The organism is Enterobacter sp. HK-058-C-ECC (assembly GCF_047531125.1).
In the GTDB taxonomy this organism is placed as follows: domain Bacteria; phylum Pseudomonadota; class Gammaproteobacteria; order Enterobacterales; family Enterobacteriaceae; genus Enterobacter; species Enterobacter quasiroggenkampii.
This window is the reverse complement of the sequence record NZ_JBLKCH010000008.1, coordinates 148,895-169,482: the sequence shown is the minus strand read 5'-3', so window position 1 is coordinate 169,482 and position 20,588 is coordinate 148,895. Positions and strand designations below refer to the sequence as shown.

17 protein-coding genes are annotated in these 20,588 nt (G+C 57.1%); 7 read left to right on the top strand and 10 right to left on the bottom strand.

Annotated features, from left to right (window positions below):
- Positions 1 to 13 precede the first annotated feature (13 nt).
- Entirely contained in the window at positions 14 to 943 is a 930-nt protein-coding gene (locus tag ACMWJS_RS16690) for a sugar kinase (RefSeq protein ID WP_414747327.1), read from the bottom strand.
- A 229-nt stretch (positions 944 to 1,172) separates the two neighbouring features.
- Here ACMWJS_RS16690 and pdeH point away from each other — a divergent pair, with 229 nt between their 5' ends.
- Both pdeH and ACMWJS_RS16680 read left to right on the top strand, forming a co-directional pair.
- The gene (gene pdeH, locus ACMWJS_RS16685; RefSeq protein ID WP_045909060.1) at positions 1,173 to 1,946 is read left to right on the top strand and encodes a cyclic-guanylate-specific phosphodiesterase; all 774 of its coding nucleotides are present in this window, start codon (positions 1,173 to 1,175) and stop codon (positions 1,944 to 1,946) included.
- Between the two features lie 65 nt (positions 1,947 to 2,011).
- On the top strand, positions 2,012 to 4,054 hold the full coding sequence (locus ACMWJS_RS16680) for an AsmA family protein (RefSeq protein WP_414747326.1): 2,043 nt from the start codon (positions 2,012 to 2,014) through the stop codon (positions 4,052 to 4,054).
- A gap of 93 nt (positions 4,055 to 4,147) precedes the next feature.
- Here the strand turns inward: ACMWJS_RS16680 and ACMWJS_RS16675 are convergent, their stop codons facing one another.
- The 3 genes from ACMWJS_RS16675 to ACMWJS_RS16665 form a co-directional block, all read right to left on the bottom strand.
- Positions 4,148 to 5,470 carry an MFS transporter gene (locus ACMWJS_RS16675; RefSeq protein WP_023617091.1) on the bottom strand — a complete coding sequence of 441 codons (1,323 nt, stop codon included), beginning with the start codon at positions 5,468 to 5,470 and terminating at the stop codon, positions 4,148 to 4,150.
- A gap of 260 nt (positions 5,471 to 5,730) precedes the next feature.
- The gene (gene yhjD, locus ACMWJS_RS16670) at positions 5,731 to 6,756 is read right to left on the bottom strand and encodes an inner membrane protein YhjD (RefSeq protein WP_262766589.1); all 1,026 of its coding nucleotides are present in this window, start codon (positions 6,754 to 6,756) and stop codon (positions 5,731 to 5,733) included.
- A 50-nt stretch (positions 6,757 to 6,806) separates the two neighbouring features.
- Positions 6,807 to 7,706, bottom strand: coding sequence for a LysR family transcriptional regulator (locus ACMWJS_RS16665; RefSeq protein ID WP_045909057.1), 900 nt, complete (start codon positions 7,704 to 7,706; stop codon positions 6,807 to 6,809).
- A 119-nt stretch (positions 7,707 to 7,825) separates the two neighbouring features.
- Here ACMWJS_RS16665 and ACMWJS_RS16660 point away from each other — a divergent pair, with 119 nt between their 5' ends.
- Entirely contained in the window at positions 7,826 to 8,584 is a 759-nt protein-coding gene (locus ACMWJS_RS16660; RefSeq protein ID WP_414747332.1) for an SDR family NAD(P)-dependent oxidoreductase, read from the top strand.
- A gap of 154 nt (positions 8,585 to 8,738) precedes the next feature.
- Positions 8,739 to 9,341: a response regulator transcription factor gene (locus ACMWJS_RS16655; protein ID WP_048226297.1), complete on the top strand. Its 603-nt coding sequence runs from the start codon at positions 8,739 to 8,741 to the stop codon at positions 9,339 to 9,341.
- Here the strand turns inward: ACMWJS_RS16655 and ACMWJS_RS16650 are convergent.
- Positions 9,320 to 9,658: a lysozyme gene (locus ACMWJS_RS16650; protein ID WP_048027789.1), complete on the bottom strand. Its 339-nt coding sequence runs from the start codon at positions 9,656 to 9,658 to the stop codon at positions 9,320 to 9,322. The two genes, ACMWJS_RS16655 and ACMWJS_RS16650, sit on opposite strands and share 22 nt — an antisense overlap.
- A 71-nt stretch (positions 9,659 to 9,729) precedes the next feature.
- On the bottom strand, positions 9,730 to 10,269 hold the full coding sequence (locus tag ACMWJS_RS16645) for a GNAT family N-acetyltransferase (protein WP_063622767.1): 540 nt from the start codon (positions 10,267 to 10,269) through the stop codon (positions 9,730 to 9,732).
- 148 nt (positions 10,270 to 10,417) lie between these two features.
- Here ACMWJS_RS16645 and ACMWJS_RS16640 point away from each other — a divergent pair, with 148 nt between their 5' ends.
- Positions 10,418 to 12,007, top strand: coding sequence for an STY4199 family HEPN domain-containing protein (locus ACMWJS_RS16640; protein ID WP_045909052.1), 1,590 nt, complete (start codon positions 10,418 to 10,420; stop codon positions 12,005 to 12,007).
- A gap of 59 nt (positions 12,008 to 12,066) precedes the next feature.
- On the opposite strand, the gene ACMWJS_RS16635 is transcribed toward ACMWJS_RS16640, so the two are convergent.
- The 4 genes from ACMWJS_RS16635 to ACMWJS_RS16620 form a co-directional block, all read right to left on the bottom strand.
- Positions 12,067 to 13,716 (bottom strand): alpha,alpha-trehalase, encoded by a 1,650-nt coding sequence (locus ACMWJS_RS16635; protein WP_024908843.1) that lies wholly within the window; start codon positions 13,714 to 13,716, stop codon positions 12,067 to 12,069.
- A gap of 199 nt (positions 13,717 to 13,915) precedes the next feature.
- Positions 13,916 to 15,097, bottom strand: coding sequence for a glycoside hydrolase family 5 protein (locus tag ACMWJS_RS16630; RefSeq protein ID WP_414747325.1), 1,182 nt, complete (start codon positions 15,095 to 15,097; stop codon positions 13,916 to 13,918).
- 135 nt (positions 15,098 to 15,232) lie between these two features.
- A complete protein-coding gene (gorA, locus tag ACMWJS_RS16625) occupies positions 15,233 to 16,585 on the bottom strand; it encodes a glutathione-disulfide reductase (RefSeq protein ID WP_008503120.1) in 1,353 nt (450 codons plus the stop codon).
- Positions 16,586 to 16,656: 71 nt separating this feature from the next.
- Positions 16,657 to 17,499, bottom strand: a complete 843-nt coding sequence (locus ACMWJS_RS16620) for a 23S rRNA (adenine(2030)-N(6))-methyltransferase RlmJ (protein WP_008503119.1) — start codon at positions 17,497 to 17,499, stop codon at positions 16,657 to 16,659.
- A gap of 207 nt (positions 17,500 to 17,706) precedes the next feature.
- Between ACMWJS_RS16620 and prlC the strand changes: the two genes are divergently transcribed.
- Both prlC and rsmJ read left to right on the top strand, forming a co-directional pair.
- A complete protein-coding gene (prlC, locus tag ACMWJS_RS16615) occupies positions 17,707 to 19,749 on the top strand; it encodes an oligopeptidase A (protein ID WP_048027782.1) in 2,043 nt (680 codons plus the stop codon).
- A gap of 7 nt (positions 19,750 to 19,756) precedes the next feature.
- Positions 19,757 to 20,509: a 16S rRNA (guanine(1516)-N(2))-methyltransferase RsmJ gene (gene rsmJ / locus ACMWJS_RS16610; RefSeq protein WP_414747324.1), complete on the top strand. Its 753-nt coding sequence runs from the start codon at positions 19,757 to 19,759 to the stop codon at positions 20,507 to 20,509.
- Positions 20,510 to 20,588 lie beyond the last annotated feature (79 nt).

The following is a 20,588-nucleotide window of genomic DNA, read 5'->3' as shown; positions in this document are numbered from 1 at the left end:
TTAAGGTGAGGGCTTAAACAGGCATCGCTTCGCGCGGAATAATCGCCCCGCGATACTGAATGACGGTGCTGGCCGTCAGGTGCCCACGCTGTGCCGCGGCTTCCGGTGTTCCACCCGTCAGGCGTACCGCCAGATAGCCCGCGCTGAATGAATCACCCGCCGCCGTGGTATCAATCACTTTCTCTTTGGCCAGCTTCACCGCCGGGACCTCAACCACTGCTTCACCCGCAATCGCGACCAGGCATGAATCCGCACCGCGCTTAATCACCACTTCACGCACGCCAGCCGCCTGCGTACGTGCAATCACGTCTTCTACCGGTTTCTCACCCCACAGGGCGTCTTCATCGTCGAGCGTCAGGAAGGCGATGTCGGTGCATTGCAGCATCTGCTGATAGACCTGCTGCGTCTCTTCACGGCTGGACCACAGGCGCGGGCGGTAGTTGTTATCGAAAATAACCTTACCGCCGTTGGCACGACACGTGCGCAGCAGCGAGAGCAGCTTTTCACGGCTGGCCGGGCTGAGGATAGCCAGGCTGATCCCGCTCAGATAGAGATAGTCGAAGGTCGCCAGCTCCTGGCAGATGGCCTCGGCGGCCTCGCTCTCCAGCCAGAATTTGGCCGCAGCTTCGTTACGCCAGTAATAAAACGTGCGTTCGCCGGTGCTGTCGGTTTCGATGTAATAAAGCCCCGGGAGGCGGTTTTCCATACGCTGAATCAGCGATGTTTCAACCTGTTCACTCTGCCAGGCCTCCAGCATTTGCTGGCTGAAGCTGTCCGTGCCCAGAGCGGTAACATAGTTCACGGTGAGCGCCTCAGGCGCAACCTGACGGGCAATATAAACCGACGTGTTTAACGTATCGCCACCAAATCCGCGGCTCACTTCCGCGCCTTTTTGTGACAGCTCAATCATGCATTCGCCAATCACGGCAATTTTTTTAGACATAATCGTGAACCTGAACAGAAGAATTAACAGCAGTGTGCGCTGAGTGAATTAACCGGTCAACTATATTAAAACAACGTTCCATTATTTTATTTGAGCCAACGCGTGTTCCTGCGCATTTCTGTCATCTTAATTTCATTTTCCCGGTGAATTGAACATAAAGTTCTCAATTGTCGCGCCGATAATCCTGTGACGAGTCCAGAAAGGCCATCCCAACAACAGGACATCTGAAATGAAGTCAGAGCAGGTTATCCAGCGGCTGAGCACCACGCCTGAGGCAAGTATTGAGAACTTGCAGGAGCATCGCTACTGGCTGCAATGTGAGCGTGCGTACACTTATCAGCCGATATACCGAACAGACGGTCGACTGATGGCCATTGAAATTTTGACCGTCGTAACGCACCCCTCAAACCCTACCCAGCGCATCGCACCGGATCGCTATTTTGCCGAAGTTGCCGTTCGCCAGCGTCTGGACGTGCTGGAAGAGCAGCTCCATATGCTGGCAACGAAGCAGCCCTTTTTCGAACAGCACGATATCCTCGCCTCCGTGAATGTTGATGGTCCCACTCTGCTGGCGCTGCGTCAGAACGCGAAATTGCAGGAGCTGATTGCCACCCTGCCGTGGGTGCGTTTTGAGCTGGTGGAGCATGTCCGCCTGCCGCAGGACTCCTCGTTTGCCTCCATATGCGAATACGGCCCGCTGTGGCTGGATGACTTTGGCACCGGCATGGCGAACTTTTCGGCCCTGAGTGAAGTGCGTTACGACTACATTAAAGTGGCCCGCGATCTGTTCATTATGCTGCGTCAGACCCCGGAAGGGCGGAACCTGTTTACGCTGCTATTGCAGCTGATGAACCGCTATTGCCAGGGCGTGATTGTTGAAGGTGTGGAAACGCTGGAAGAGTGGCGTGATGTGCAAAGCTCGCCTGCCGCGGCGGCGCAAGGCTATTTCCTCTCCCGTCCGGTACCCATGGATCGCCTCGATAGCGTGATAACTACCCTCTGATAAGCCCGCTTCCCTTTGTCTGGACTATAGTTTTACAGGACAGGTCATCAGGAAAGGGGATAAAAATGACAAGAACAACCAGGGTAATCTCCTGGACAGCAGGGATTTTCTTGTTGTTGATCGTGGTCGTCGCCATCATTATCGCGACGTTTGACTGGAACCGTCTTAAGCCGACCATCAACCAGAAAGTCTCAACCGAACTGAACCGCCCCTTCGCCATACGCGGTGATTTAGGGGTTGTGTGGGAGCGTCAGAAAGAGGAGCCCGGCTGGCGAAGCTGGATCCCGTGGCCACACGTCCACGCCGACGACATCATTCTCGGTAACCCGCCGGATATCCCGGCGGTCACCATGATCCACCTGCCGCGCGTTGAGGCCACGCTGGCCCCGCTCGCGCTGTTCACCAAAACTGTTTATCTGCCGTGGATCAAACTTCAACAGCCCGACGCGCGCCTGATCCGCCTCTCAGAAAAAAATAACAACTGGACCTTTAACCTTGCCAGCGACGGCGAAAAGGATCCGAACGCCCAGCCTTCTTCCTGGTCATTCCGTCTCGACAATATTCTCTTCGATCGCGGGCGGATCGCCATCGACGACAAAGTCAGCAAGGCCGACGTGGAGATCATGGTCGATCCGCTGGGCAAGCCGCTGCCGTTTAGCGAGGTCACGGGGACGAAAGCCAAAGGTGACACGGCAAGCGTGGGCGACTATGTCTTCGGCCTGACGGCAAAAGGACGCTACAACGACCAGCCGCTCAGCGGTAAAGGGAAAATAGGCGGCATGCTGGCGCTCCGGAGCGAAGGCACGCCGTTCCCGGTGCAGGCGGACTTCCGCTCCGGTAACACCCGCGTGGCGTTTGTGGGGACGGTCAACGACCCGATGAACATGGGCGGCGTCGATCTTCAGCTTAAATTTGCCGGTGATTCGCTGGGCGAGCTGTATGAGCTGACCGGCGTGCTGCTGCCGGATACGCCGCCGTTCGAAACGGACGGGCATCTGGTCGCCAAAATCGATACCGAAAAAGCGTCTGTTTTTGACTACCGTGATTTTAACGGCCGCATCGGCGACAGTGATATCCACGGCTCGCTGACCTACACCACCGGAAAACCGAGGCCGAAGCTGGAAGGGGACGTTGAGTCCCGACAGCTGCGTCTGGCCGATCTCGGCCCGCTGATCGGCGTGGATTCCGGCAAAGGCACAAAATCAAAAGAGGTGAAAAAGGACATTCAGCCTGCGGGAAAAGTGCTGCCTTACGATCGCTTTGAAACCGATAAGTGGAACGTGATGGATGCGGACGTCCGCTTCAAAGGGCGTAAAATTGAGCATGGCAGCACGTTGCCGCTGAGCGATCTCTCGACGCATATCATCCTCAAAAACGCCGACCTGCGCCTGCAGCCGCTGAAGTTTGGCATGGCAGGCGGGACGATTTCCTCAAACATTCACCTGGAAGGCGATAAAAAGCCGATGCAGGGTCGGGCGGAGATTCAGGCGCGCAGGCTTAAGCTGAAAGCGCTGATGCCGAACGTCGAACTGATGCAGAAAACCCTCGGCGAGATGAACGGCGATGCCGACATTCGCGGCGTGGGTAACTCCGTGGCGGCGCTGCTGGGCAGCGGTAATGGCAACCTGAAGCTGCTGATGAACGACGGGCTGGTGAGCCGCAACCTGATGGAGATCCTGGGGCTGAACGTCGGGAACTACATCATCGGGCAAATCTTCGGGGATGATGAGGTACGGGTGAACTGTGCGGCGGCCAATCTGGATCTGGTGAACGGCGTGGCGCGTCCGCAGATTTTTGCCTTCGACACGGAAAACGCGGTAATTAACGTGACCGGAACCGCCAGCATGGCCTCCGAGCAGCTTGATCTGACGATTGACCCGGAGAGTAAGGGGATCCGTATTATCACGCTGCGCTCGCCGCTGTACGTGCGCGGGACCTTCAAAAATCCGCAGGCGGGCGTGAAGCCCGGACCGTTGATTGCGCGTGGTGCGGTGGCTGCGGCGCTTGCGACGCTGGTTACCCCAGCCGCAGCGCTGCTGGCGTTAATATCGCCGTCAGAGGGCGAGGCGAATCAGTGCCGGACCATTTTGTCACAGATGAAGAAGTAAGGTGCGGCCTGTTATTGCCGGGTGGCGCTGCGCTTACCCGGCCTACATTTGAATCGTAGGCCGGGTAAGGCGTAGCCGCCACCCGGCATTAGCTTACAGAGCCTGGTGCTTCGTCTCGTGCGTCAGCAGCAGCGCAATCAGCGTCAGCGCCGCCATGGCCGCCAGATAGACGCCCACATAGAACAGACCATAGTTTGCCTGCAGCCAGGTGGCGATATACGGCGCTACGGAGGCACCCAGAATAGACGAGACGTTATAGGAGAACGACGCGCCGGTATAACGCACTTCCGTTGGGAACAGCTCTGGCAGCAGCGCACCCATCGGGCCGAAGGTCAACCCCATCAGGCTCAGGCCAATCAGCAGATAGGCCATCACCAGCGCCGGGCTGCCTGAACCCAGCAGCGGCGGGAAGACGAACAGAGCAAACAGAATGATCAGCGTGGTGATGGTAATCATGCTCGCGCGACGACCGAACTTATCCGCCAGCAGCCCCGCAATCGGAACCATCACGCCAAACCCGATCACCGCCATCATCAGCATCCACAGCACTTCGTTACGCGGCAGACCCAGCCCAACCGGCGCGGCGGCGGTACTGAAGGTCATGGAGTAAACGGTCATGATGTAGAACAGCGTGTAGGTGGCGAGCATGATAAACGTGCCCAGCACGGTCACGCGCACGTGTTTGGTCAGCAGCGTGCCCAGCGGCACTTTCACCTGCTTGTTCGCCGCGGCCACTTTCGCGAAAACCGGGGTCTCATGCAGAGAAACACGCACGTACAGGCCAATCAGCACCAGCACGGCTGAGAAGACAAACGGGATACGCCAGCCCCAGCTCATGAACTGTTCATCCGTCAGCAGCCAGGAGAGCAGCAGGAACGTCCCGTTGGCAAAGAAGAAGCCAATCGGTGCGCCAAGCTGCGGGAAAGAACCGTACAGCGCGCGCTTGCGCGCCGGGGCGTTCTCGGTGGCCAGCAGCGCCGCGCCACCCCATTCACCACCCAGGCCCAGACCCTGACCAAAACGCGCCAGCGCCAGCAGGACCGGCGCCAGAATGCCGATGGTCTCATACGTCGGCAGCAGGCCGATGGCCACGGTGGAGATCCCCATCGTCAGCAGCGAGGCCACCAGCGTCACTTTACGCCCAATGCGATCGCCAAAGTGTCCAAACAGCGCGGAGCCAATCGGACGCGCAACAAACGCGATAGCAAAGGTCGCCAGGGACTGTAGCGTGGCCGCCGTCGGATCGCCCTGCGGGAAGAAAATATGCGGGAAGACGATGACCGCCGCGGTGGCGTAAATATAAAAGTCGAAGAACTCGATGGCGGTGCCAATCAGCGAGGCGACGACAACTTTATTGCGCGAATTTACCGGAACGTTTTCCGTTTCTGAGTCGAGTGTGGTGGCGGTTGCTTGCATAATATTTTCTTATTTTTGTCGAACGAAAGGCCATATTACGCACAGCAAAAGCGACATTTCAATCTGTAACAAAGCCGCGACCTGGTGATAAAAGCAACAAAAAGCGGATAATTTTCAGGCCAGCCAAAACACGTCTATGAAATGCTTCACAGATTTTAAATATCAGTCAATAAAACTGGTTTTCGGTTAAATAAAAGTTACGGACTGGATTTATATGCTGAAATGATGAATCGGGCTGAAATTTCAGCCCGGGAGTGGCGTTACCGGTGTGTTTTACCCGGCATTCTCGGGTCGTCTTTGTACTCGGCAGTGGCAATCCATGCTGCGCAGAACAGGGTTAAACGTGCGAAGAAATAGAAGAACGCCATTAACCCCAGTACCGAGCCGAACGCCGCGCCGGAAGGGGATTTCACCAGTGACGGCAGGGTGTAGGTCATCACGATTTTGATCACCTCAAAGCCGATCGCTGCGATCAACGTGCCGCGGATCAGCGCCTTCTTGCGCGGACGATGACGGGGCAAGCGCCAGAAGATCCAGAAGAACAGCAGATAGTTGGCGAAGATAGAAATCGCCAGCCCAATGCTGCGCCAGGCGGGCTTCAGCCATTCGATGTAATCAAGATAGAGCGCGGAGATGATCATCTGCTGCGCCGAGCCCGCCACGGAGGTAATGGAAAGCGTCACGATGAGCGCGACGAGCAGGCCAATCAGCGAAACAAAATCACGGAGATACTTAACCCAGATTTTCTCCTGGTCCTGTGGCTTACGCTCCCAGACGTCGCGCGACTGGGCGCGAATGGCCTCGCGCAGGTTGCCCATCCAGTTAACGCCGGAGTAAAGGGCAATCAGTAAGCCGACGATACCGACGGTGGTACGCTGCTGCACGGCGGTATTGATGGTGCTTTTGAGCGTGCTGGCAAGGGTTGGGTCACTGACGTTATTCAGGATCTTATTAAAGATATCCTGCAGCAGCGTCGGGTGCGAGGCGAGCACAAAACCGGCCGCCGCAAACGACACCATCAGGATCGGGATCATCGACAGGAAGGAAAAATAGGTGATGGCGGCACCAAACTGGTTTCCCATGCGGTCATTAAAGCGTTCGGTCGCGCGTATCAGATGCGCAATCATGGGAAACTGCTGAATTCTGGCGACAATGCCGGTGACGGTCCCCAGCGCTTTGCTGGCGGTACCAGGGGACCTGGTCTCTTCAGGCCCGGTTTCCATCTTTTTGACGGGCTCATACTCTAAATGTTGGGTGGGTCGTTGCGGGTTGTTTTCCGGCGTCACGCGACTTTTCCTTTTCGTTTGGCTGGATGTTATTGAATTATAGCTTGCGACTAGTCCACGTAAGCTTTTGTGAGTTCGGTCAGCCACTCCATGAACAGATGTACCCGGCGGGAGAGGTTGCGCCGGTGGGGATAAATCAGGGAAACAGGCATCGGTTCGGCCCGGTATTGCGGGAGGATCTCAACCAGCTTCTTCGCGCGCAGCAAATCTCGTACCCCAACCCGTGGAACCTGAATGATGCCCAGCCCGGCGAGGCAGGCCGCCTGGTAGGTTTCGGTGCTGTTAACGGTCAATACCCCGCCTGTTTTTATCCACTGCGTCGCACTGCCGTTATAAAACTCAAAGCCCTGCGGGCGAGTTCCCAGCATAGCGGTGTAGTGAATGACGGCGTGCGAGCCTAAATCGTCCAGCGTGTCCGGGTAGCCAAACCGCGCCAGATAGTCCGGACTGGCGCAGTTAATCACCGACAGCTTGCCCAACGGTCGGGCGATAAGCCCTGAATCCTTCAGCGTGCCGACGCGTACCACGCAATCAAACCCTTCGCGGATCACATCCACCAGACGATCGCTGCTGCTGAGTTCCAGCTCAATGCCCGGATAATGCTGCAGAAACGCAGGGAGTTTGGGGATGACTAAATTTCGAGCAACGGCGACGGGCATATCCACGCGAAGCCGTCCGCTGATGCTGGAGGGATCGTGCTGAAACATCCCGTCGAGCTCATCAAGGTTCGCCAGCAGATCTTTTGCCCGTTCGTAATAGACCATGCCGTCCTGCGTGAGGCTGACGCGACGCGTGGTGCGGTGCAATAGCTGGGTGCCAAGCCGGTTTTCGAGGGCCTGAATCTGCCGTGACACGCTGCCTTTTGGCAGCGTTAAAGTTTCTGCCGCGCGGGAAAAACTCTCCAGTTCCGCGACGCGGACAAAAAGCTGCATTGCGTGAATTTTATCCATAGATGAAGCTCATTGTTGTTTCCGATGAAACAGTGAAGCGTTTTAACCCACCTTTATTGATCTTCTATCACCTAATAAGCTCTTACTCAATCTCCATAACAGCCAAAACGAGGTTTATGATGACTGAACGTATCGCATTAGTGACGGGTGGTAGCCGTGGTTTGGGTAAAAACGCGGCCTTAAAGCTGGCGGCAGACGGCACGGGAATTGTGCTGACCTACAATCGTAGCCAGCAGGAAGCGCTGGCGGTTGTGCATGAAATTCAGGAAAAAGGCGTTAACGCGGCGGCAATACAGCTTAACGTCGAGGAAGTCACAAGTTTTGATTATTTTGCCCGACAGCTTCAGGAAACCCTCCGAACCGTCTGGCAGCGTGAAACCTTTGACTATTTATTGAACAATGCCGGAACGGGTTTATATGCGCCCTACACCGACACGACGGAAGCTCAGTTTGATGAGGCGCTGAACATTCATTTCAAAGGACCTTTCTTCCTGACCCAGCGCCTGCTGCCGTTGCTTAACGACGGCGGACGGATCCTTAACGTCTCCAGCGGACTGGCCCGTTTTACCCAGCCGGGCTCGGGAACCTACGCGGCGATGAAGGGGGCGATGGAGGTGCTGACGCGTTATCAGGCGAAAGAGCTGGGGGCGCGCGGTATTTCCGTCAATATCATTGCGCCTGGCGCGATCGAAACCGACTTTGGCGGCGGACGCGTGCGCGACAACGCGGAGCTGAACCAGATGCTGGCATCCCAGACGGCGCTGGGACGGGTGGGGCTGCCGGACGATATTGGCGATGCTATTGCGGCACTGCTCAGCGACAAACTGGGCTGGATGACTGCGCAACGTATTGAAGTCTCAGGCGGCATGTTCCTGTGATATCTGCGCTTAAGGAAATCCTTAAGACGAATGTGTCCAGATACTGACAGATATAAAGAACACGGGGGATTTGTAACGGCTCCATTCGTTGAGTTTTTTCTTAAATAGCGCCTCTGTAGAATCCCCCTTCGCTATTCTCAGAGGGGAAAAAACGATGCGAGTAATCATGTTTGACAGGCAGTCACTCTTTATTCACGGAGCGATACACAGTCTTCAGGCGCTAATCCCGGAAATAACTATAACAGGGACCTGTCAGGCACAAGATTTATGGGCTCAGGCTTCTGCTTCGCCGTCAGCTATCGTCATGATTGATGGGAATTTAATTCAGGACGAAGGGAGCGCTTTGCTGGAAGCGATCGTGCATCGCTTTCCGGCGATACGCGTGATTCTGGTTTTGGCGAAAAAAGAGGCCAGATGGGTGGAGCAACTGCGACAGCGAAACGTCATGGCCATTATTCCCCGCAATGCCAGTCCCGAACGGTTTTCCGCCGTGCTGGATTCGGTATCCCGAGGGATGGTCTGCTTTCCCGGAGAGTGGGTCCGAGAGCCGACGTCGCCTCAGGCGTTATTATCCTTAAGCGAGCGCCAGCGCGAAGTGTTGAAACTGCTGGCGGCGGGGGAGTCAAATAAAGAGATTGGCCGCAATCTCAACATCAGTGCGGCCACGGTAAAAGCGCACCTTGAGGCACTTTTCCGGCGGCTGGACGTGAAAAACAGAACGCAGGCAGCCATGTACTATACCCGGGCGACGGCCTGAATAAGCGCGTCGGGGAGCGACGTTATCTCTCCGAAACTGAATATCATCATGACCAGCGCATCATGCTGCTGTTGGGTTAATGGACGTGTCAGATTTTCCCGCAGCAGCGTCTCACACAGCCGTATATCTTCATGCAGCAAATGGTCTGCCTCCAGCGGTGTGACAGGACCGTGAAAATGTTCCTGGTCACGGATAACGTGGCCATAGCCGATAACCCATAATCCGTTTTCGTCACGATATTTTTCCAGAGAAAGACCCTGATGTTTTTTTATTAACGCGATGGCGGCAGATGATATTTTCAGCCCATGCTCTTTCATATTCGTTTCCTCTTAATGGCGACACTGTAGAGGAAACGGCTTACGAGAAATATCCGCCAAATGGCTGTTGATCACGCCTTGTTATTCAGATATTCATGCCGCAATAAACCAAATAACCAGTCATTATGCCAATGCCCCGCAAGGAAATAGCTCTCGCGTAATTCGCCCTCCAGGCGAAAGCGGACTTTTTCCAGCAGGCGTCGTGAGGCGATATTGCCCGCCGTGACGGTGGCGGTAAGTCGGCGTATACCGCCTTCTTCAAAGGCATAGCGGCAAAGAGCCTGCAGGGATTCGAAGCCGTAGCCTTTTCCCTGCGCCTCGGGGGCGAAAAGGAAACCCACTTCGGCACAATCCGCCTCCCGATGAATATACCCGGTGACGCCCAGCGGGGCCCGGGAGGCGGCGTCACGCACGACGAGGCAAAGCCAGTGCGCGCTGCCTGGCGTCCAGGGCGTCAGACGGGCATCGAACGCCTCGCGAATAACTGCGACGGGGCGGTTTTCCGCCACAAAGCGCATGACGTCGGGATGTTGCTGTAACGCCAGAAAAAAGGGCCAGTCTTCTTCCTGCAAAGGTGAGCAGTTCAGGCGAGGGGTAATTAAAACGGGCATTCAGATTCTCCTGACACTTTTTAAATGATTTTAGGGTTGTCACTTTATTTCAACAGAAAGTCAGGTATGGTTAACCGCGTATAAATAAAAAGAAAAAAGGCCGTCTCGTGCCCATTCCGGATGTCTTCGTTGTCGCTTAAGGAAAACAATGACTCTCAGCACATCACATCATATTCGCGAACAGTTCGAACACTGTCTGGCGGTCATTCGCCATGCGTCGGTGGAAATTTTGCTTCTTCTGAATGTACATGCATCTGAGGGCAAAGATCCACGCTGGTTTCTGGAACAACTGGACAGCGCGCGATTAGCCCTGGGCGGCTGGGGAGCCGTGGCGAAAAAACTCAACCTGAATGATGCCGAGATGTCGGAATTTACGCTCCAGCTGCGCCTGCTGCAGCAGCGCGTGCCGCAGTATGAAAGCGGACAGGATGTGAGTGAAAACCAGCTGATTGCGGCGATGCGGTTTGTCACCGCGCTGGAGCACCTTCGCCTGCAGCAGCCGCTGTTGACCTACAGCACAGAGCTGTCTCCGGGCAGCGAACTCCAGCAGCAGCAGGCGCACAAGCAGGTGCGGGCGATAGAGCTGATGATAAAAGGGCTCATCCAGCAGGCCTGGCCCGATCAGGTCAAGCTGAACAACCATCTCAAGACTTTGTTTAACGCCGATCGCGTACGGCGCTGGCTGAAGCTGGGCGAGATCAACGATGTGCTGAGCGGCATGATGTTCAGCGAGCTGGCTCAGATGCTGGTGGATAAAAAGGAGTTCAGCCGCTATTACGCTTCGCTGTTCAGCGATCCGTCCATGCTGACGCTGCTGGTTGAACCGCGTAAAACGCTGCAAACCTTCCTCGATGACATTCGGCAAATTCGCAACAACATCACCGTTCAGAAAACGCTGAGCTCGGCGCAAATTCAGCTGCTGGATAACTACTACGCGCAGATCGCGCGGCCCGTTCAACGCGCGTTTGAAGAGGGGAGAACGCGCGTCAATCCGGCGGGATTCATGGCGGTAGATGCCAGCGAACTGCATACCTTCTGGGAAAAGGCGCAGAAAATGGATCGGGTCACCGGCGGGGATCTGTTTGAAGTCCGCGACACCATTGAAAAGCCGACCCAGCGCGCGCCGCGCACCCCCGAACAACGCGAGCAGCTCATTTCCGGTGCGTTATGGGGGGCAGTTGGCGTTATGGTGATTGCCATCGTGGCCGGGGGATTCTGGCTGGTGACCAGCAGTAAACCGCAGCCTGCGGCCGTCAGCGCGGCTGAAGCGGCACCACCACAGGAAATGCGTGAAACGCCTTCCTCGCGCGAAACGCTCACGCGGATGGGAGTGACCTGGGACGAGAATAATTTCCGCTCGGCCATTAACCGCAATGACACCCGCGTGACCCAGCTCTTTTTGCAGGGCGGTATGGACTGGAAGCTGTCCTGGACCGAAGAGGCGATGTCGGCAGGCTATGACGACGTGTTGGAGCTGATGTTACGCTACCGGCAAAACATGGTGGAGGAGAAGCCGTGTCGGCGCTTCATCAACACGCTCAGCCACGCGATGTCGAACGGCGAGTCTCTGACCTCGGTACGTAAAGAGTACCTCAAAGCTTTCTGCACCGTGCCTGCGGTGGTGAAACGCCAGCAGCACGATCTCGACATGGCCACGCGCCGTGCGAAGTCACAGCCGGATGCCACCACCAAAAAATGGCAGTCTATTCAGAGCGCCATTTATGAGGTGATCCGCTAAGTTGTTCTCCCTCTCCCAGTGGGAGAGGGCCGGGGTGAGGGCACCAGACCGCACCCTGCTTAAGGCTCCCCATACAACCCAATCAGCCGCCGCACCACGCCGTTTGTCCAGCCAAAACCGTCCTGCAGCGGATACTCACCCCCGCCACCTTCGCGCGGCGTGCTGCTGGCGATGTGGTACTTCTCAATCAGCTTATGGTGCGTCTGATAAAAATGGTTCACCGTATGCAGCCAGCTCCAGGCGATCTCATCCCCCAGCGAGTCGTTGCCATACTGCTTGAACCCCTGAATCGCCATCCACTGCAGCGGCGCCCAGCCGTTGGGTTTATCCCACTGCTCGCCGGTTTCATACTCGGTCGCCAGAATCCCGCCCGGCGTGAGCAGTCGCGCCTTAACCGCATCCGACAGGCGCTCAGCCTGCTCATGGGTCGCCATGCCGACATAAAGCGGCACGATGCTGGCGGCAGAAAACAGTGCCAGCTCTTCACGTCGCCAGTCGTAATCGCGGTAACAGCCGCTCTCCTCGTCCCACAGATAGCGGTTCACCGCCTCGCGACGATCGCTGGCTTTCTGGCGGAACAGGTCGGCCGTCTCTTTGTCTCCTTTCGACGCCGAGATGTTGGCAATGGCGCTTTCCAGCTTGAACAGGAAGGCGTTCAGGTCGATGGGGATAAACTGCGTTGTGCGGATGCTGGCGAGCCGCGACGGATCGCGCAGCCAGCGGGACGAATAGTCCCAGCCGGACGCCGCCCCCGCCCGCAGGTCGCGATAGACCTCGTTTGGCGGTCGCCCCGAGTGGCGCGCGGTTTCTACGTCCTCAATCCACGATTCGTCGCGCGGGGTATCACGGTCATCCCAGTAGCGGTTGAGCAATGAACCGTCCGGCATGCGCACGGCGCTGCGGTAAGCCTGGTTAAGCAGCAGCGACTCCGCGCCGTCCATCCAGAAGGCGTACTCCATTTTGAGGTGATCCAGATAGCGTTTCGCACCGCGCACGCCGTCCTCCTCAAACAGCTCTACCATCAGAGCAAAGACCGGCGGCTGGGAGCGGCTGAGATAATAGGTACGGTTGCCGTTGGGGATGTGCCCGTAGCGTTCAATCAGCCAGGCGAAGTTGTCCGCCATGCACTTCAGCAGGTCGTTACGACCGCTCTCCGCCAGCCCCAGCATGGAGAAATAGGAATCCCAGTAGTAGGTCTCGCTGAATCGTCCGCCGGGAACGATATAGGCCTGCGGCAGCGCCAGCAGGGAAGACCAGGGAATATGATCCTGCGGCTCGCGCGTCAGCACCGGCCACAGGTTATCAATGTGCTCCTTGAGGGAGAGGCCCGGGTCGGAGACATACTCGGTGCCGAACGTTTCCGGCATCCAGAAGTGGTTCTCCACAAACTGGCGCAGGTCGAAGTCCCGGTGGCGTCTGACCTTGCGGTAGCGGATCAGGATATCCAGCGGATCCATTTTCGGCGCGCAGTCGGGGAAGGTTTTGCTGTCCGCAAACAGCCGCGTCGACTGCACATGCTCGAACAGTTCAAGATAGCGGTCTGCGGGCGTCAACGCATCGGAGGCGGGTAGCCCCTCGATCATTTCGGGTTCCGGCTCCGCCTCAATCATTTCATCCAGTTTCAACTCGCAGGGATCGGTCTCGTAGCGCAGCTCTTCTGCAATCTCGAATTCGATGTTCTCGGTAGCCTGTAGTTTCTGGTTGAACATGGTGATAGGGACCTCCGGTTGTGTGTTCAAAAGACAGGTTTATCCGGGCGTCTTATAAGCGTAGACATTCGCTTCGGTAGAGGGGGAGGAATATGTGCGGTAGATCACTATTTTCGGAGCATTCGTTTTGCAACGATTTATGTATGTTAACAGTAGCCTCTCCAGGAGAGGCTACTGAACAAGAGGGGAGCCTGCCGGATCAAAGGCCTTGTTTTAGCCGCTTAGCAATCGGTTCAAATTCCTCGGTAGAATGGCGCTTGAGCGTATCAGGGGCGTTATCCTCAATGGCTTTCCAGTAGGCCCACGGCACCGGTTTTTTCCCCAGCTCATAGTCCATGGCGTCCCAGGCATCTTCACGAAACGCATAAAATGCCCAGTGTGCATGATGTTTGTCGAGGACGGTCAGGACATCATTAAGCCACTGCCTGCAGCCCTGCAGCGTGCGAACGCAGCCAAACTCTCCCGCGACAACCCGGTTGGCCGGAATACCGTGCTGTTTCGCCCAGTCAAAGGGTGCGTTCATCCATTTCTCTATGGCCGTAGCGTCCCATTTCACCTTTTTACCGCCGAACGTGACCATGCCGGGATAGTCGAACGGCACTTTGCGGCGTGCATTTGGCGCGCTGGTGAAATCATAGGGCTCGTACATGTGGAAGCTGTAGAGTACCCGCTTATCCTCAAGCGCGGACGGCCAGCCAGAAAAACCACGTGCGGAGGCGTACCAGCCTCCATCGACCATAATCGGTGTGGTGGCATCGACCTCGCGGATGGCGGCAATAATCTGATTGTAGATAGCGGGAAGGTTACGCGCCGTGCTTTGCTGCTGCTGATACCAGGTTTTTAACGCCTCTGGCGACGCCTGCTCGCTAATGTTGCCTCTTTTTTCAGGCGCGGGTTCATTGACCAGGTTCCAGGCCGCAATGCCCGGTTCGTCCTTCAGGGCCTGGGCCAAATCACGCCAGAACTGAGCGGCTTCCTGCCAGTATTTTTTGTCCTGCCAGATGCGGTCATCAAACTGGTTATTGTTATTTTGCGCCCAGCGCATGCCGGGTAAAGAGAGTGGGGCAATAACGACCTGTAGCCCGGCCGCGTGGGCTTTCCTGATGGAGGCTTTGAGCGTCGCGAGGTCTGCGGCCTCGAGCCCACGGTAGCCGTCGGCATTGCCGAGAAGAAAATCTCTCCCGGCAGGTTTCCATTTATCATAAGAGAGGCGAACCCACGTCGCGCCATAGCCACGCAGCGCATCATAGTATTCCTGTGTGGGCGGCAGGCGGTTAAAGCTGTTTCCACCGTGCTGAGGGGTATCCCAGAAGGTGATTTGATCAGATGAGGAGGCAGCAAAGCAAAAAAGAAGCAGGGTCAACCCGATAAGCGCTTTCATCTCAATTCCTTTTTAGCGTGATGATGATTTTATATTCGCCGGGATGATGAGGCTTTGTCTTTAAATTATCGAGCCATATAAAAAAACTGGCCCGCAAAGGCCAGTTTTGATGACGTGCTTTCCTGCGAAAAGCCCTTAACGCATGGTCACAAACTCTTCCGCCGCCGTTGGGTGGATTGCCACGGTGTTATCGAAATCTTTCTTCGTTGCGCCCATCTTCAGCGCCACGGCGAAGCCCTGCAGGATCTCGTCCATGCCGAAGCCGATGCCGTGGATACCGACAATCTTCTCGTCCGGACCGACGCAGACCAGCTTCATGCGGCACGGCTGACGGTGCGAGGTGACGGCGGTATACATCGCGGTGAAGGCCGATTTATACACTTTCACCTGGTCGTCGCCATACTGCTCGCGCGCCTGCGGCTCGGTTAAGCCGACGGTGCCGATTGGCGGGTGGCTGAAGACCACGGTCGGGATGTTGCTGTAGTCGAGATGCTCGTCCGGCTTGTTGTTAAACAGGCGCTCGGAAAGACGACGACCCGCCGCAACGGCCACCGGGGTCAGCTCAACCGCACCGGTATTGTCGCCGACCGCGTAAATGCCCGGTACGCTGGTGTTCTGGAATTTATCGACGACGATATAGCCTTTTTCGTCGGTTTTCACGCCGGTCACGCCCAGGTTGAAGTTATCGTTCGCCGGTTCACGGCCAATCGCCCAGATCAGGCAATCGACGGTCTGGCTGCGGCCATCTTCCAGTTCCAGCGTCAGGCTGCCGTCTGCATTTTTTACGACCGCTTTTGGCACGGCGTTGGTATGCAGGGTTGGACCTTCGGTGTTCATCACTTCAACCAGCGTATCAACAATCAGCGGATCGAAGCTGCGCAGCGGCGCGTGTTTACGCACGAACAGGTGCGCTTCGGCACCCAGACCGTTAATCACGCCAGCCAGCTCCACCGCGATGTAACCCGCGCCCACCACGGCAACGCGTTTTGGCAGGGCAGGCAGTTCGAAGAAACCGTCGGAGTCGATGCCGTATTCCACGCCCGGGATGTTCGGGTGGCTTGGACGACCACCGGTAGCGATCAGGATGTGATCGGCGGTGATCGTCTCACCGTTTACTTCGATCGTTTTCGCATCAACGAAGCGAGCGAAACCGTGGATAACGTCGACGTTATTTTTGCCCAACACGTTGTCGTAGGAGGTATGAATACGGTCGATGTAGGCGGTACGGCTGGCGATCAGCTTGTCCCAGTCGAAGTGGTTGATGGTGGTGTCAAAGCCGTAGTCCGGGCCATACATGTGGATAGCTTCACGGATTTGCGCCGCATGCCACATGACCTTCTTCGGTACACAACCCACGTTCACACAGGTGCCGCCCAGCGCTTTGGCTTCAATCAGCGCGCACTTCTGGCCGTACATGGCCGCGCGGTTGATGGAGGCGATGCCGCCGCTGCCGCCGCCGATGGCGATGTAGTCATAATGCTTAGTCATAGCTTTTGTCCTTAATCGTGAATTGCCGCGATTGTATACCTGAAATCAATAGTTTCCACCGATGGCTGCGATTACTCCGGGACGATCCAACTGACGGAGGTATGGCCCGTACCGGCTGGCACCAGCGTTTTGTGCAGCCACGGCAGCACGTTGTTCATCTGCGCTTCGAGCTTCCACGGCGGGTTAATGACGATCATGCCCGAGGCGGTCATGCCGCGCTGGTCGCTGTCCGGACGTACCGCCAGCTCGATCTGCAGAATTTTGCGGATGCCGGTGGCTTCCAGGTCTTTGATCATGCGCTTAATTTGCGCACGCAGCACCACCGGATACCACAGGGCGTATGTCCCGGTGGCGAAGCGTTTGTAGCCTTCGTGGATGCCGGTCACCACCGCCTGATAGTCGGTTTTGATTTCGTACGGCGGGTCGATCAGCACCAGGCCGCGACGGGAGACCGGCGGCAGCTTGGCTTTCAGTTGCTGGTAGCCGTCGGCTTTTTCCACGCGGGCGCGGCTGTCTTTCTGGAATTCAGAGCGCAGCAGCGGGAAGTCGCTCGGGTGCAGCTCGGTCAACTGGATGCTGTCCTGCTCGCGCAGCAGCTGGCGGGCAATCAGCGGGGATCCCGGGTAGTAACGCAGCTGGCCGTTGCGGTTGAAGTGATTCACCACGCCGATGTACGGCTCCAGCTCGGCAGGCAGGTCGTCCTGCTGCCAGATGCGGGCGATCCCTTCCAGATATTCACCGGTACGCTCGGCATGCTCACCGCTCAGTTGATAACGGCCCGCGCCCGCGTGGGTGTCCAGATAGAGAAACGGCTTCTCTTTCTCTTTGAGCGATTCGATGATCAGGCTCTGAACGGTGTGTTTAAGGACGTCGGCGTGGTTGCCTGCGTGGAAGCTGTGGCGATAACTGAGCATGGGTAATGATATTCCGCTGAATTGACGATTTGCCACAGTTTACAGCAGAACGGCGCAGATTACCCGTAGGCCCGGTAAGCGCAGCGCCACCGGGCTCTTTTCGACAACGTCCGGCATTGAAATCCTCTACACTTAACCCCATTCTAGATCGCATATGCACAGCGCCGGATGCGCGCTTCATTCATCTTATTCAACAGGACAGCGTTTATGACCAATCCATTACTGACGCCTTTTTCGTTGCCGCCGTTTTCTAAAATCCTCCCCGAGCATGTGGTTCCAGCCGTTACGCAATCGCTGGACAACTGCCGCGCGGCGGTAGAAAGCGTGGTAGCGCAGGGCGCGCCGTACACCTGGGAAAATCTGTGTCAGCCGCTGGCCGAAGTGGACGACGTGCTGGGGCGCATCTTCTCCCCGGTGAGCCACCTGAACTCGGTAAAAAACAGCCCGGAGCTGCGCGAAGCCTACGAGCAAACCCTGCCACTGCTCTCTGAGTACAGCACCTGGGTTGGCCAGCACGAAGGGCTCTACAAAGCCTATCGCGACCTGCGCGACGGCGACCATTATGCCGAACTGAACACGGCGCAGAAAAAATCGGTCGATAACGCCCTGCGTGATTTTGAGCTGTCCGGGATTGGCCTGCCAAAAGAGAAGCAGACCCGCTACGGTGAAATCGCCGCGCGCCTGTCCGAGCTGGGCAACCAGTACAGCAACAACGTGCTCGACGCCACCATGGGCTGGACGAAGCTGATCACCGACGAAGCGGAGCTTTCCGGCATGCCGGAAAGCGCTCTGGCGGCGGCAAAAGCGCAGGCCGAGGCGAAAGAGCAGGACGGCTTCCTGCTAACCCTGGATATCCCGAGCTATCTGCCGGTGATGACCTATTGCGACAACCAGGCGCTTCGCGAAGAGATGTACCGCGCCTACAGCACCCGCGCCTCCGATCAGGGGCCGAATGCCGGTAAGTGGGACAACAGCCCGGTCATGGCGGAAATCCTCGCCCTGCGCCACGAGCTGGCCCAACTGCTGGGCTTCGAAAACTACGCCGATAAATCCCTCGCCACCAAAATGGCGGAAAATCCGCAGCAGGTGCTCGACTTCCTGACCGATCTGGCGAAACGCGCCCGTCCACAGGGTGAAAAAGAGCTGGCCCAGCTGCGCGCCTTCGCGAAAGCGGAGTTCGGCGTGGACGAGCTGCAGCCGTGGGACATTGCTTACTACAGCGAAAAACAGAAGCAGCACCTCTACAGCATCAGCGACGAGCAGCTGCGCCCGTATTTCCCGGAAAACAAAGCCGTTAACGGCCTGTTTGAAGTGGTGAAGCGCATCTATGGCATCACCGCCAAAGAGCGTACCGATATCGACGTCTGGCACCCGGACGTGCGCTTCTTTGAACTGTATGACGAGAAAAACGAACTGCGCGGCAGCTTCTATCTCGATCTCTACGCGCGTGAGAACAAGCGCGGCGGGGCGTGGATGGACGACTGCGTGGGCCAGATGCGTAAAGCAGACGGTTCTCTGCAGAAGCCGGTCGCCTACCTGACCTGTAACTTCAACCGTCCGGTGAATGGCAAACCTGCGCTCTTTACCCACGACGAAGTGATCACCCTGTTCCACGAGTTCGGACACGGTCTGCACCATATGCTGACCCGCATCGAAACCGCAGGCGTGGCAGGCATCAGCGGTGTGCCGTGGGATGCGGTCGAGCTGCCGAGCCAGTTTATGGAAAACTGGTGCTGGGAGCCGGACGCGCTGGCGTTTATCTCCGGTCACTATGAGACCGGCGAACCACTGCCGAAAGAACTGCTGGATAAAATGCTGGCGGCGAAGAACTACCAGGCGGCGATGTTTATCCTGCGTCAGCTGGAGTTCGGCCTGTTCGATTTCCGCCTGCACGCCGAGTTCAGCCCGGAGCAGGGCGCGAAAATTCTTGAAACCCTGGCCGAGATTAAAAAGCAGGTTGCCGTTATTCCTGGGCCAACCTGGGGCCGCTTCCCGCACGCGTTCAGCCATATCTTTGCAGGCGGTTACGCGGCGGGTTACTACAGCTACCTGTGGGCCGACGTGCTGGCTGCGGATGCCTTCTCTCGTTTCGAAGAAGAGGGGATCTTCAACCGCGAAACCGGCCAGTCGTTCCTCGACAATATCCTGACCCGCGGCGGTTCCGAAGAGCCAATGGTGCTGTTCAAACGCTTCCGCGGACGCGAGCCGCAGCTGGATGCGATGCTTGAGCATTACGGGATCAAAGGCTGATTGTTACGTGAAGATCTGCTTAGTGGATGAAACGGGCGCCGGAGACGGCGCCTTATCTGTTCTGGCCGCCCGCTGGGGGCTGGAGCACGATGATGAAAACCCGATGGCGCTGGTGATGACACCAGAACATCTCGAATTACGTAAGCGCGACGAACCGAAGCTCGGCGGGATTTTTGTCGATTTTGTCGGTGGTGCCATGGCGCACCGGCGCAAGTTCGGCGGCGGTCGCGGCGAAGCGGTGGCTAAAGCGGTTGGGATTAAAGGAAGCTATCTGCCGGACGTGGTCGATGCCACGGCGGGGCTGGGGCGCGATGCTTTTGTACTGGCGTCTGTCGGCTGTCGGGTGCGGATGCTGGAGCGTAATCCGGTAGTGGCGGCCCTGCTCGACGACGGTCTGAGCCGTGGCTACGCGGATCCGGACATCGGCCCGTGGTTGCAGGAACGATTGCAGCTGATCCACGCCTCGAGCCTGACGGCGCTGACCGATATCACCCCGCGCCCGCAGGTGGTCTATCTCGACCCGATGTTTCCGCACAAGCAGAAAAGCGCGCTGGTGAAGAAAGAGATGCGGGTGTTTCAGTCTCTGGTGGGGCCTGATCTGGATGCGGATGGCCTGCTGGCGCCGGCTCGCCAGCTGGCGACGAAGCGGGTGGTGGTGAAACGCCCTGACTATGCGCCGCCGCTGGCGGACGTTGCCACGACCAATGCGGTGACCACCAAAGGGCACCGGTTTGATATCTACTCAGGCACGCCGGAATAAAAAAAAGCCGGGTGGCGGCTTCGCCTTACCCGGCCTACAGTTAGTGCCGTTTGTAGGCCCGGTAAGCGTTAGCGCCACC